The sequence below is a fragment of the Pseudomonas sp. MF6755 genome, assembly GCF_016405635.1.
Taxonomy (GTDB): Bacteria; Pseudomonadota; Gammaproteobacteria; order Pseudomonadales; family Pseudomonadaceae; genus Aquipseudomonas; species Aquipseudomonas haemolytica.
On sequence record NZ_JAEKDA010000003.1, the window covers coordinates 306,305 to 319,819 of the forward strand.

General features: G+C 60.2%; 9 protein-coding genes. 5 read left to right on the top strand and 4 right to left on the bottom strand.

Annotated features, from left to right (window positions below; translation table 11 throughout):
- Positions 1–42: 42 nt before the first annotated feature.
- From glgB to JFT66_RS05490, 3 genes are all read right to left on the bottom strand, one after another.
- The gene (gene glgB / locus JFT66_RS05480) at positions 43–2,280 is read right to left on the bottom strand and encodes a 1,4-alpha-glucan branching protein GlgB (RefSeq protein ID WP_198858930.1); all 2,238 of its coding nucleotides are present in this window, start codon (positions 2,278–2,280) and stop codon (positions 43–45) included.
- Positions 2,277–5,624, bottom strand: coding sequence for a maltose alpha-D-glucosyltransferase (gene treS, locus JFT66_RS05485; protein ID WP_198858931.1), 3,348 nt, complete (start codon positions 5,622–5,624; stop codon positions 2,277–2,279). Before treS ends, glgB begins: the two co-directional genes overlap by 4 nt.
- Before the next feature lie 64 nt (positions 5,625–5,688).
- On the bottom strand, positions 5,689–7,677 hold the full coding sequence (locus JFT66_RS05490; RefSeq protein WP_034119415.1) for an alpha-1,4-glucan--maltose-1-phosphate maltosyltransferase: 1,989 nt from the start codon (positions 7,675–7,677) through the stop codon (positions 5,689–5,691).
- A 204-nt stretch (positions 7,678–7,881) separates the two neighbouring features.
- Here JFT66_RS05490 and JFT66_RS05495 point away from each other — a divergent pair, with 204 nt between their 5' ends.
- The gene (locus JFT66_RS05495; protein ID WP_198858932.1) at positions 7,882–8,040 is read left to right on the top strand and encodes a hypothetical protein; all 159 of its coding nucleotides are present in this window, start codon (positions 7,882–7,884) and stop codon (positions 8,038–8,040) included.
- A gap of 184 nt (positions 8,041–8,224) precedes the next feature.
- Entirely contained in the window at positions 8,225–9,478 is a 1,254-nt protein-coding gene (locus JFT66_RS05500; RefSeq protein WP_152612348.1) for a M10 family metallopeptidase C-terminal domain-containing protein, read from the top strand.
- A 6-nt stretch (positions 9,479–9,484) separates the two neighbouring features.
- Here the strand turns inward: JFT66_RS05500 and JFT66_RS05505 are convergent, their stop codons facing one another.
- Positions 9,485–9,979, bottom strand: a complete 495-nt coding sequence (locus JFT66_RS05505) for an MgtC/SapB family protein (protein ID WP_034119414.1) — start codon at positions 9,977–9,979, stop codon at positions 9,485–9,487.
- A 119-nt stretch (positions 9,980–10,098) separates the two neighbouring features.
- On the opposite strand from JFT66_RS05505, the gene JFT66_RS05510 reads away from it, so the two are divergent.
- From JFT66_RS05510 to mapR, 3 genes are all read left to right on the top strand, one after another.
- A complete protein-coding gene (locus tag JFT66_RS05510; protein WP_034119413.1) occupies positions 10,099–10,338 on the top strand; it encodes a DUF3203 family protein in 240 nt (79 codons plus the stop codon).
- Positions 10,339–10,522: 184 nt separating this feature from the next.
- Complete coding sequence (ccoG, locus tag JFT66_RS05515) at positions 10,523–11,932, top strand: cytochrome c oxidase accessory protein CcoG (RefSeq protein ID WP_153839923.1); 1,410 nt, start codon at positions 10,523–10,525, stop codon at positions 11,930–11,932.
- A 157-nt stretch (positions 11,933–12,089) separates the two neighbouring features.
- The gene (mapR, locus tag JFT66_RS05520; RefSeq protein ID WP_153839924.1) at positions 12,090–13,499 is read left to right on the top strand and encodes a GntR family transcriptional regulator MpaR; all 1,410 of its coding nucleotides are present in this window, start codon (positions 12,090–12,092) and stop codon (positions 13,497–13,499) included.
- Positions 13,500–13,515 lie beyond the last annotated feature (16 nt).

The following is a 13,515-nucleotide window of genomic DNA, read 5'->3' on the forward strand; positions in this document are numbered from 1 at the left end:
CTGCCAGTAGCCCGGACAACTGCATCCAGCAAGGTAGAGCCCTTAAAGCACTTGCGGGCGCAGAATCAACACCCCCAACGGCGGCAGGTTCAACGACAGTGATGCCGGTTGCCCATGCCGCGGCTCGTCCTGGGCAAACACCTCTCCCCCATTGCCGTAATTGGAGCCGGCGTAGGTATCCGCATCACTGTTGATGACCTCGCTCCAACGCCCGCCGAACGGCACACCCACCGCATAACCTTCACGCGGTACCGGAGTGAAGTTCGCGACCACCAGCACCGGCTGGCCGTCTTTGCTCCAACGTAGCCAGGCGTAGACACTGTTGATCGCGTCGTCGCCAATCAGCCATTGGAAGCCCTGAGGCGCATCATCCTGTTCATGCAGCGCCGTCTCCTCGCGGTACAGGCGGTTCAAATCGCCCACCAGTTTCTGCACGCCACGGTGCTCGGGGTATTGCAGCAAGTACCAATCCAGTTGCTGGTCGTGGTTCCACTCGCGCCATTGCCCAAACTCGCACCCCATGAACAGCAGCTTCTTGCCCGGGTGCATCCACATGAAGCTCAGGTAGGCGCGCAGGTTGGCGAACTTCTGCCAGCGGTCGCCAGGCATCTTGTCGATCAACGAATGCTTGCCGTGCACCACTTCGTCATGGGAGATCGGCAGGATAAAGCGCTCGGACCAGGCGTATACCAGGCCAAAACTCAGCTCGTTGTGATGATGGGCGCGGTACACCGGATCTTGCTGGATGTAATGCAGGGAATCGTGCATCCAGCCCATGTTCCACTTGTAGTTGAAGCCCAGCCCCCCCTGTTGCGTCGGCTGGCTGACCCCGGGCCAGGCCGTGGATTCCTCGGCAATTACCAAGGCCCCCGGCGCTTCCAGAGCGACCACGTCGTTCAAGTGCCGCAGGAAGTCGATGGCCTCCAGGTTCTCTCGGCCGCCATGGCGGTTGGGCACCCACTCTCCGGCCTTGCGCGAGTAATCGCGGTACAGCATCGACGCCACCGCATCCACGCGCAGGCCATCGATATGGAAATGCTTGAGCCAGTGCAAGGCCGACGCCAGCATGAAGCCGTGGACTTCGGTGCGGCCCAGGTTGTAGATCAGCGTGTCCCAATCCTGGTGGAAGCCTTCCAGCGGGTTGGCGTATTCATACAGCGCCGTGCCGTCGAATTGCGCCAGGCCGTGAGTATCAGTGGGGAAATGCGCCGGCACCCAGTCGAGGATCACGCCGATATCGGCCTGATGGCAGGCATTGACGAACCAGGCGAAATCTTCCGGCGAACCAAAGCGCGCACTCGGGGCGAACTGTGACAAGGCTTGATAGCCCCAGGAGCCGCCAAAAGGGTGCTCCATGATCGGCATCAATTCGATATGGGTGAAGCCCAGTTCCTGTACGTAGGGAATCAAACGCTCGGCCAGTTCACGCCAGCCGTACTGGCGGGCGACTTCGCCGGCCTCATCCAGTTCGCACTGCCAGGAGCCCACATGCAGCTCATAGATCGACAGCGGCGCCGTGGATTTCTGTTTGTCACCACGAGCCTGCATCCATTCGTGGTCTTGCCAGTCCACCTGCAGCGGCGCGGCGACTTTCGAAGCGGTGTCGGGCGGCAATTGGGTAGCCAGGGCCATGGGGTCGGCCTTGAGCGGCAGGATCCCGTGGGCGCCGAGAATTTCGTATTTGTAGGCAGCACCGGGCTGCAGGCGTGGAATAAAGATCTCCCACACGCCGGACGGATGACGCAGGCGCATCGGATGGCGGCGGCCGTCCCAGATATTGAAGTCACCCACCACCGAGACCCGCCGCGCATTCGGCGCCCATACAGCAAAGCGCACCCCTTCTACACCGTCGATGCTGCTCACCTGGGCGCCGAGGCAACTGCCCAGGTCACGGTGATTGCCCTCGGCAAACAGGTACAGGTCCATTTCCCCGAGCAGCAATTGGCTGAAGCTGTAGGGATCTTCGGTAATCTGCTCGCCGCCGGCCCATTGGATTTTCAACAGGTACGGCTGGCGCGTGCTGAACTGCCCGACAAACAACCCTGGTACTTGAGTCGCTTCCAGGCTGCCAAGGGTCTCATTGCCATCGCGGCTCAGCACTTGGACGCTCAGCGCCTCCGGCACAAAGGCGCGGATAAACTGGCCGCCCTGTTCGTCGTCATGCGGGCCCAGGATCGAGAATGGATCAGGGTGCTCGGCGCGCACCAACGCTTCGACGTCCTTGGACGCCGGCAATGCAGTCAACTTGGGCTGCAGCGGTTCTTTATGTGTAAAACTCATGACGTCTCCCCACCGCGTACAGGTTTCGATTTAGGTGTTAGCCCGCTGAGCAAACCGTGCAACCCCTGCAGGGGCACCGGTAACCAGGTCGGGCGATTTTCCGCTTCGTAGGCCACTTCGTACGCAGCCTTCTCCAGGCTGAACAAGGTCAGCGCCGCGCCCTGGCCGTTGGCGTCCTGCCAGTCATGCGCCAGTGTAGACGTAGCGGCCTGATAAGCCTGGGTAAATGCCTGGCGGGCTTCATTCAGGTAGCGATCGGTCACGCGTTTACGCGCAATGTCCGCAGCTGGCGAGTGATCCACCCCTTGCACATTCAGGGCCATGGCCGCCGCGTAATCGAAGGAGCGCAACACGCCGCTCACATCTTTATACGGACTGTGCTTGCCGCGTCGTTCACGCAACGGCCGCGCCGGTTCGCCTTCAAAGTCGATCAGGTAGGCATCGCCCTTGACCACCAGCACCTGGCCCAGGTGCAAGTCCCCATGCACGCGGATACGCAACCCACCTGCCGTGGCCTTCGCCAACGCCTGGACATGCCCGGCGATGGCTTTTTTCTGCGCCAGTAACTCACTGACCAGTGCCTGATCAGCGGGGTTCAACTGGCTTTGATGAAGTTTGAGCAGTTGCAGCGCACGGTCGATCTGGGCGCCGACATCCTTGGCCCAGGCCTGGGTGTCCTTGGCCGTGGTGATCTCGGGCTTGAAGTCCTTGTCGGCCGTCGGCGCGCCCAGGACTCCATGCATTTCTCCCAGGCGCTGGCCGAGCAACCCGGCGAAATCTGCCAGTTCACCCAGGGCGTTGTAGTGCTGCTCCTGTTCCGAGATGGCTTCGGCCAGTTCGTCGCGGATCGCCCGCTCCAGATTATTCTGGGTCCAGCTCCAGGCGTCGCCCTGGTTGCTCAGGTAACCCTGGGCAATCATCAACAGGTTGTCCTGCCCTTGCCCGTCGCGACGGCTCATGGAGCCCAGCAATGGCGAGATATTCGGGTAGCCGGCGGCGGTCAGGTAAGCGCTCATTTCCAGCTCCGGGTGCACCCCGGCGCTGACTTTGCGAATCAGCTTGAGCACCAGGCTCTCGCCCACCACCACCGAACTGTTGGACTGCTCGGCGGACAGGTAACGCACCGCGGATTCGTCGCTCAGTTGCAGCCCGGCCAAGTGCGCAGTCGCCTCAAAACGCAGATCGCCCTCACTGCAGTTGAGCACGGTACCCACCTGCATGGCCTGGATCACCTCGCGTATAAAATGCTCAAGGCTGAAGGCATCGGTCACCAACCCCACCTGTCGGGTGCGCCGCACCCTGGCCAGGGCCAACTGCTGGGGCAAGGCGCTGGTGAACTGGTCTTCGCCAAGAAAGCCCAAGGGCAATTGATAACGGCTGACCTGGCCGCCACTGGTGACCTCGATTTCACTGAGCAGCACCGGATGCTGCGGGTCGCCAAAGCGTACGCCGTATGCGATATGCACACTGTCGATGGCCGTATCTTTGCCGGCAAACCAGCGACGCTTGGGTAGCCAGGCCGGCAGTGAAGTCTGCTCCAGGCTGGTGCGGCAAGGTTCTTCGAGCAACTCTTCCATGCGTTTTTTCAATACCAGTGTGGTGAAGTCCGGCATGCTTTGCGCCGGTTCCACATGCCAACTGGGCATCTGATTTTCCGCCGCCAGCACAAACCAATAGAAACCATAAGGTGCCAGGGTCAGCAGGAAATTCAGCTGGCCGATGGGCGGGAAGGCATTCCCGCCGAGCATCTCAACCGGCACCATGCCGGCAAAGGCCGACAGGTCCAGCTCTGCGGCCTGGGCGCTGCGTGAAACGTTGGCCACGCACAGGATGATCTCGCTGCGGCCGTCTTCGCCGGTGTACTCACGGGTATACGCGAGGATCCGACGATTGCTTGGCGAGAGCATTTTCAGGCTGCCACGGCCAAACGCCTTGGATTGCTTGCGCACCGCAAGCATGCGCCGGGTCCAGTTGAGCAGCGAATGCGGGTCCTGGGCCTGGGTTTCGACGTTGACCGACTGATAGCCGTATTGCGGGTCCATGATCGGCGGCAGCACCAGGCTGGCTGGGTTGGCGCGGGAGAAGCCGCCATTGCGATCGATGGACCATTGCATCGGCGTACGCACGCCGTCACGGTCGCCCAGGTAGATGTTGTCACCCATGCCGATTTCATCGCCGTAATACAGGGTCGGCGTGCCGGGCATCGACAGCAGCAGGCTGTTGAGCAACTCCACGCGGCGGCGATCGCGCTCCATCAACGGCGCCAGGCGTCGACGGATGCCGAGGTTGATACGGGCGCGGCGGTCGGCGGCGTAGTAGTTCCACAGGTAGTCGCGTTCCTTGTCGGTGACCATTTCCAGGGTCAGCTCATCGTGGTTGCGCAGGAAGATCGCCCACTGGCAGTTGGCGGGGATTTCCGGGGTCTGGCGCAAAATATCGGTGATGGGGAAGCGATCTTCCTGGGCCAACGCCATGTACATGCGTGGCATCAGCGGGAAGTGAAAGGCCATATGGCATTCATCGCCGTCATCGCCCTTCTTGTCGCCAAAGTACAGTTGGGTGTCTTCCGGCCACTGGTTGGCTTCGGCGAGCAGCATCCGGTCGGGGTAATGGGCGTCGATCTCGGCGCGGATCTGCTTGAGGACGTCGTGAGTTTCCGCGAGGTTTTCGTTGTTGGTACCGTCACGCTCGATCAGGTACGGGATGGCGTCCAGGCGCAGCCCGTCGATCCCGAGGTCGAGCCAATAGCGCATCACCGACAACACCGCCTTCATGACTTGCGGGTTATCAAAGTTGAGGTCGGGCTGGTGCGAATAGAAGCGGTGCCAGAAGTACTGGCCGGCCACCGGGTCCCAGGTCCAGTTGGACTTCTCGGTATCAAGGAAAATGATACGCGTGCCGTCGTACTTCTGGTCATCGTCCGACCACACGTAGAAGTCCCGCGCCGCCGAGCCCGGCTTGGCCTTGCGTGCACGCTGGAACCAGGGGTGCTGGTCGGAGGTGTGGTTGATCACCAACTCGGTGATCACCCGCAGCCCGCGTTTGTGGGCCTCGGCAATAAAGCGCTTGGCGTCGGCCATGGTCCCGTAGTCGCTGTGTACGCCACGGTATTCGGCAATATCGTAGCCGTCATCGCGGCGCGGCGAGGGGTAGAACGGCAGCAGCCAGATAGTATTCACGCCGAGGTCGGCAATGTAGTCGAGCTTGGCGATCAGCCCGGGAAAGTCACCGATCCCATCGTTATTGGAATCGAAATAGGATTTGACGTGAACCTGGTAGATCACCGCGTCCTTGTACCAGAGCGGGTCTTTGATAAAGGTGGCTGTCTTGGGTTTCTTCGCCATTGGAAACTCCTGAAAACACTAAAATTCGCACGGTGGACGGTCCCACATTTTGATCTCCACTTGTCTAGGAAACGGTAATGCGCCAGATCCCGAACGGCATCTGCGGCTCCAGCCGCGTCCACTGGTTTTTGCCATGCCAGGTCCAGCGGTGGCCGTTCATCAAGTCTTCGCCCTGGGTCTGGGCATCGTCCGGCAGGCCCATCTCCCACAATGGCAACTCGAAATGGGCTTCCTGGGCATTGAAGGGGTCGAGGTTGACCGCCACCAGGATGAAGTTGCTGCCATCTTCACTGCGCTTGCCGAAATACAGGATGTTGTCGTTCCAGGCGTTGTAGAGCTTCAGCCCCAGGTGCGTGTGCAGCGCCGGGTTCTGCCGCCGGATGCGGTTGAGCTGGGCTATCTCGGCAATGATGTTGCCGGGCGCAGTGAAGTCGCGTGGACGGATCTCATACTTCTCCGAATCCAGGTATTCCTCTTTGCCCGGTACCGGCGCCGCTTCGCACACTTCAAAGCCCGAATACATGCCCCACAGGCCCGAGCCCATGGTCGCCAGCGCCGCGCGAATCAGGAAGCCGGGGCGCCCGGACTGGTGCAGGAAGCCAGGGTTGATGTCCGGTGTATTGACGAAGAAGTTCGGTCGGTAGCATTCGCGCCACGGCGACTGGTTCAACTGCGTCAGGTATTCGCTCAACTCAGCCTTGGTGTTGCGCCAGGTAAAGTAGGTATAACTCTGGGAATACCCGACCTTGCCCAGGCGCGCCATCATGGCCGGGGTGGTGAAGGCTTCCGCGAGGAAGATCACCTCAGGATATCTGGCCCTGACATCGCTGATCAGCCATTGCCAGAACGGCAGCGGCTTGGTGTGGGGGTTGTCGACGCGAAAGGTCTTCACGCCCTCTTCCACCCAGCCCACCACAATGTCGCGCAGCTCGGTCCAAAGGCTTGGAATCGCATCCGCCGCGTAGAAATCGACGTTGACGATGTCCTGATACTTTTTCGGCGGGTTTTCCGCGTATTTGATCGTGCCGTCCGGGCGCCAGTTGAACCAGCCCGGGTGTTGCTTGAGCCATGGATGGTCCTGGGAACACTGGATGGCGAAGTCCAGGGCGATTTCCAGGCCATGGTCGGCGGCGGCCTGTACCAGGCGGCGGAAATCATCACGGCTGCCCAACTGCGGGTGGATTGCCTCGTGACCGCCCTCCTCGCTGCCGATGGCATAGGGGCTGCCCGGATCATCGGGGCCGGCAGTCAGTGAGTTGTTCTTGCCCTTGCGATGGCTGCGGCCGATGGGATGGATCGGCGGGAAGTACAGCACGTCAAAGCCCATGTCATGGATCATCGACAAACGCGAGTGCACATCGTTGAAGGTTCCGTGGCGCGCTGGATCATCGGTAATCGAGCGGGGAAACAGCTCATACCAACTGGCAAACTGCGCCGCTTCACGCTCCACATCAACCGGGTACACCGGGCTGACACTCAGGTAGGCGCGGTGATCGGCCTGGGTCATCAGGTGTGCACTGTCTTCGTGCAGGAACAACGCCACCTGCTCGGTTTCCAGCAGGCCCGAGAGCTCGTGGTGCAACAGCATCAAGCGGTCGCGCAGCTCGTTGTCGCTGCGTTCGGCGGCCTGCAATACCAGGCTGCGGCCTTCCTGCAGCTCAAGGCTGACCGGCACACCGGCCTCATGTTTCTTGCGCAGCTCGTAGCAGAAGCTGGCGAACGTATCGATCCAGGCTTCGATGCAGTATTCATGCGGGCCCTGCTGAGCGACAGTGAACGCACCCTCCCAGCCATTGTTGCCGACATCGGTCATGACCACGCTGTGCCAGCTTTCATCCTCCCGGGCGCGCCAGCGGATCAGTACTGCCAGTTTGTCGTGGCCGTCTGCGAACACCTTGCTGGTGACATTAACCCGCTGGCCAACCACGGCCTTGACGGCGAACTCGCCGTTGTCGATCACCGGCATGGTGCTTTCGATAGCGATCCTGGGTAACAACAATGCTTGGGACAGCGGCAATGTGGAGTCTTCTGGAACCAGTGTTTCAGCAGTCATCGAGCATCTTCCCCTTACGCCCTGTGGACGCTCTTGGCTTGATCCGAATTCAAAGACGGCGAGGCTCTCCCTGAGCAGGGCCGTATAAGGTCCGAGCCTGGGTGCCGTTCAAAAGTTCAGGTGGATATGCCGCCACTGGGCGGGGAATCAATTCCCCCAGGCAAGGGTCCACCGATAGAGCCAAGCACAAAGGAGGCCACACCGATGAATATCCCGATACCACCTGAACCCGAAGATCCGAATATCGACGACCCGGCACTGCCACCCACCGAACCGGAACCCATTCCCGAGCAGGAGCCGCCTGACAGCGAGCCGCCACCCGTGCAGGAGCCACCTACGACGATGCCACCCGTTATCGTCTGACTCCGCCACCCGCGTACGCTTGCCCGCGATCAACATCATCGCGGGCAAGCACCGTCGATATTTCCCACCCACTTCACAGACAGCGCCGAGATCGCCCGCTCGATGGTCAAGATAGATTCAGCTCACGCGAGCTGACCCGCCCTGCTGGCCGCACATTATCCAGTCCCTGAAGCGAGTAATTTCCATGACCATCTCAATGCTGCCCCAAACCTCGAATATTTCCGGCATACAACAACCATTGGCCATTGATCGACAGGCATTGAACGATTTATTGAGGGCCGGCCCCAGCGGAATCATGCGCAGGAAACAGCCCGACAGACATCCCTCTGACGCCCCCAAGGCACCGCAAACCTTAACGCCTCCCACCCCTGCACCTGCTACGAACGCACAACCGCAGGCTCCCGGTGCTGAAGCGCCCAAGGCACCGCAAACCCCAACTGTGCCCAACCCTGCCCCTAACACAAACGCACAAGCGCAGGCTCCCGGTGCTGAAGCTCCCAAAGCACCGCAAACCCAAACTACGCCCGGTGCTGCCCCCACATCGAACGCAGAGCCGCCAGCACCTGGTGCCGACACGCCCAAGCTCAATCGCATTCGTGAACTCACGAGCCGGGAGAACATCACGCAGATGCTGCGCGAGCCACACTCTCCGGAGACCGCCAGGCAGTTGGCCGAGATCCGTAGCCTGTTGAGCAAGGAGAATGTCAAGGCATTGCTGCAAGGCCCGAATGCAGATGAAGCGCGCAAACTGATTACCGAAGTGAAGGCACGTTTAGATCAGTCAAGCCTGCAGACAATTCATGACCGTTCCTCACATATCCCGAGCCCTGGCCTGAGCCCTCAAGAGATCCGCGATCGCACTTCCAGTTCTGATCCCGAGGAAAGTGCCAACCAGGTCAGGCAAATAGAGAGTGAGATGCGCATTGAGGAGTCATATGCCAAGCAGCGAGTACGCAAAAGTACACCTCTCGCCTCGGCCCTGTTCGATATAGGCAAGGGACTGGAAGTCAGCGAACCCACCCCTCAACCAGAGAGCCCACCACCCACTGCGGACAATCTCAAACCCAACAAGGACTACAGCAACAGCAATACAAGCAATACAAGCAATACAAGCAATACAAACAACAGTATTCCCAGGTATGACGAAGGCCAGACCTTCACCTTCCACAGTATCCGCGAGTCAAACTTCGACGCGCCCAAAGAGGTGATTGATTTTGACCACAACAAAGACAAACTGGTTGTATCCGCAATTCGAAACCAACTTGGCAACAAGCCATTGAAATTGGTAGAGAATTTTTCCGGAGCCAGTGGCGAGGTGCAGATTCACTACAGCCCGGCGAATAATACAAGCGTGGTGATGATTGCCGGCAACCCCGGAGAGCCGCCCTTCGTGGTGAAAGTCTTCGGTGAGGTGAGGTACAGCAACCTCACCACCTGAGCCTGTTCACTCGCCCTTCTCCAGCAGCTTGACCACCCGTGGCATCACGCTGAACACCGCGAGTGCCAGCAGCGTGCTGAGTACCGCCGTCGACTCACGGCCCATTCCCGCTGCCACGCCAATGGCAGCGGTCATCCACAACCCGGCCGCGGTGGTCAGGCCCTTGACATGGCCTTCTTCGTCCTCTTTGCCCTTGAGGATGGTGCCGGCACCGAGGAAGCCAATCCCTGCAATCACGCCCTGCACTACGCGGCTCATGGCGTCCGCCTGGTTGCCGGACATTTGCGGCACCAACACGAACAGCGCTGCGCCCAAGGCCACCAGCATATGGGTGCGCACCCCGGCCGCCTTGCCTTTGTGCTCACGCTCGAAACCCAGGATGCCGCCAAGGATCGCGGCGATCAGCAGGCGTACGGTTATTTGTGTGAGCTGCCGGGCGTCGCCGATATCGGCGAATTCGGCTTGCAGGGTTTGCCACACTTGCTGCCACCAAGCGTCCATGGACGCACTCCTTTTTATTATGGATAAAGCATGGACAGCTCAGACCGCCAGTCAGTTGCCTGGAACCCGCCCACATGGCAGTCGCCTAACGGTATATAGCCCATAGGAAGGAGATCGCCATGACCGTACGTATTGAAAATGGTTTGTGCTACTTCAAGCTCGACGAGAACGGCCAGGAACAAAGCCTGCCAGCCACCCGGGTAAAAATCCTCACTGACGATGGCAAGGCCATGTCTTATGTCGACTTGGCCGGCGAGCGCATCTACATCACCGAAGTCGAGGCGGACGCCCTGACGGTCGCGGGGGCCATTGATGGCCGTAACCATGTGAAGGCCGAAGAACCTGGTTCGCTGATTTAATTGATCTGTATCAGCACACATCGAAAGCCCCTGCACCCCAGCGGCCCCGGGGTGCAGCACATTGACGCAGATAGATGTTCGATACCCATCTGATCTGCTTTTTATCGTCACACCTGAGTCTGTTATGCAAACAGTCTGTCGCCCATAGTTCATCGGCCTGATGGAGGCTGATGAGCGAACGACCATGAGCGAACGAATCCCAACCGTGGAAACCTTTGAGCCCATACACCCAAAGAAGGTGAAGGCCAAATCCAGCGACAACCTGATCCATACCCGCAGTTTCACTGGCTTATTCCGCACCCTGCGCGTCGGCGGTGCCGGCCTGCTGTTCCTGGCGTTTTTCGGCACTGTGTGGCTGAACTGGGGTGGCCGCCAAGCCGTGCTGTGGGACCTGGCCGAAAGCAAGTTCCACATCTTCGGCGCCACCTTCTGGCCCCAGGACTTCATCCTGCTGTCGGCGCTGCTGATCATCTGCGCCTTTGGCCTGTTTGCGATCACGGTGTTTGCCGGCCGCGTATGGTGCGGCTACACCTGCCCGCAAAGCTCGTTCACCTGGCTGTTCATGTGGTGTGAAAAGGTCACCGAGGGCGAACGCAACCAACGCATCAAGCTGCAAGCCGCACCGTGGAGCTTGGGCAAACTGGCGCGGCGCTCGGCCAAACATACGTTGTGGCTGGGTATCAGCGTGTTGACGGGGCTGACATTTGTCGGCTACTTCACGCCTATCCGCCCGCTCGCCGCCGAATTGCTGACCTGGCAGATGGGCGGTGTGAGCCTGTTCTGGGTGCTGTTTTTCACGGCTGCCACTTACATCAATGCCGGCTGGCTGCGTGAAGCGGTGTGCATGCACATGTGCCCTTACGCACGGTTTCAGAGCGTGATGTTTGACAAGGACACCCTGACCATTTCCTACGACCCTGCCCGCGGCGAACGCCGTGGCCCGCGTAAACGCGACGTGCAGCCTGCAGATGTCGGCCTCGGCGACTGCATCGACTGCCAGCTGTGCGTGCAGGTATGCCCCACCGGCATCGATATCCGCGACGGCCTGCAAATGGAATGCATCGGGTGCGCGGCGTGCATCGACGCCTGCGATTCGATCATGGACAAAATGGGCTATGCCCGTGGTCTGGTGAGCTACACCAGTGAACACCAACTGCAAGGCGGCAAAACTCACCTGCTACGGCCACGCCTGATCGGCTACAGTGCCGTGCTGCTAGTGATGATCGCCGCGTTGGTGGTGGCCTTGATCGGACGGCCGATGGTGTCGCTGGACGTGACCAAGGACCGTGGTATGTTCCGCGAGAACAGTCAGGGCCTGATCGAAAACATCTACAGCCTCAAGGTCATCAACAAGACCCAACAGCGCCAGGACTATCGCCTGGAACTGGTGGATGCCGAAGGCTTCCAGTTGCAAGGCAAGACCCAGGTCAGCCTGGCGCCGGGGGAAATCGTCGATGTACCGGTGTCGGTGGCATTGCTGGCGGACAAACCGGTGAGCAGTTCGCAGACTATCCGCTTCAAAGTCACGGATGTGGATGAACCCTGGATCTACAGCGCTGCAGACAGTCGTTTTGTCGCGCCGTTGAATCGCTGAAATCTATCTGGATGGGTTGAGATCAAATGTGGGAGCGGGCTTGCTCGCGAAAGCGCCGCGTCAGGTTATATCTGCGTCACTGACACACCGCTTTCGCGAGCAAGCCCGCTCCCACATTTACCCAGCGTACACACAGAAAAACCTGTTTAAGGCCGCCATGAAACGCTACGAAAAATTCGCCGACGACATCGCAGAACTGATCCGCTCCGGCGTCCTCGGCCCTGGCGAACGCGTACCCTCAGTACGCTATGCCAGCCAGACCTACGGCGTCAGCCCTTCGACGGTGTTCCAGGCTTACTACTTGCTGGAGCGTCGTGGGTTGATTCGCGCACGACCGCGTTCCGGCTACTTCGTCAACACCCACGCACCGAGCCCGTTTTCCGAGCCGGTGGTGAGCGAGCAGGTACATGAGTCAACCGACGTGGACGTGAGTGAGCTGGTGTTCTCGGTATTGGATTCCATCAAGGACCCCAACACCGTGCCCTTCGGTTCGGCGTTCCCCAGCCCGATGTTGTTTCCACTGCCGCGCCTGGCTCGGTCCCTGGCCAGTGCCAGCCGCGAAATGGACCCACGCCTGGTCGTCACCGACATGTCACCGGGCAACCCGCAACTGCGCCGGCAGATTGCCCTGCGGTATATGGTTGGCGGTCTGATGCTGCCCATGGAAGAGTTGCTGATCACCAACGGCGCCCTCGAAGCCCTGAACCTGTGCCTGCAGGCCGTGACCGAACCGGGCGACCTGGTCGCCATCGAGGCACCGGCGTTTTACGCCTGCCTGCAAGTGCTGGAGCGCCTGAAGCTCAAGGCCGTGGAAATCCCCGTGCACCCGCGCGATGGCATCGACCTGAATGCCTTGGCACAAAGTCTGGAGCGCTACCCGATCAAGGCCTGCTGGACCATGACCAGCTTCCAGAACCCCATGGGCGCCACACTGCCGGAAGCAAAAAAACAGGCGCTGGTGGAACTGCTGCGTAGCCATCAGGTACCGCTGATCGAAGATGACGTCTATGCGGAGTTGTACTACGGGCAGCAAGCTCCCAAACCGGCCAAGGCTTTTGATACCGAGGGCCTGGTGATGCACTGCGGTTCCTTTGCCAAGAGCCTGGCACCGGGTTATCGCGTCGGTTGGGTGGCGGCCGGGCGCTTTGCGCAGAAGGTCGAGCGCCTGAAACTGATGACCTCATTGTGCCCGTCGATGCCGGCCCAGGCGGCAATTGCCGACTACCTGCAACACGGCGGCTATGACCGGCATCTGCGCAAACTGCGCTATGCCCTGGAAGAACAGCAAAGCGCCATGCTGGCGGCCATCGCCCGTTACTTCCCAGCCCAGACACGGGTCAGCCAGCCGGCAGGCGGGTACTTCCTTTGGCTGGAACTGCCGGAGCAGACCGACTCGCTGAAGTTGTTCCAGATGGCCTTGGCCCAGGGCATCAGCATCGCACCGGGGCCGATATTTTCCGCCACCCGGCGGTTCAGGAATTGCATTCGCTTGAACTATGGCAGCCCGTGGTCGGAGGCGTCGGAAAAGGCCATGGAGACGTTGGGGCGGATCGTGCGATCTTTTTGACGGCGCAATGCCTTCG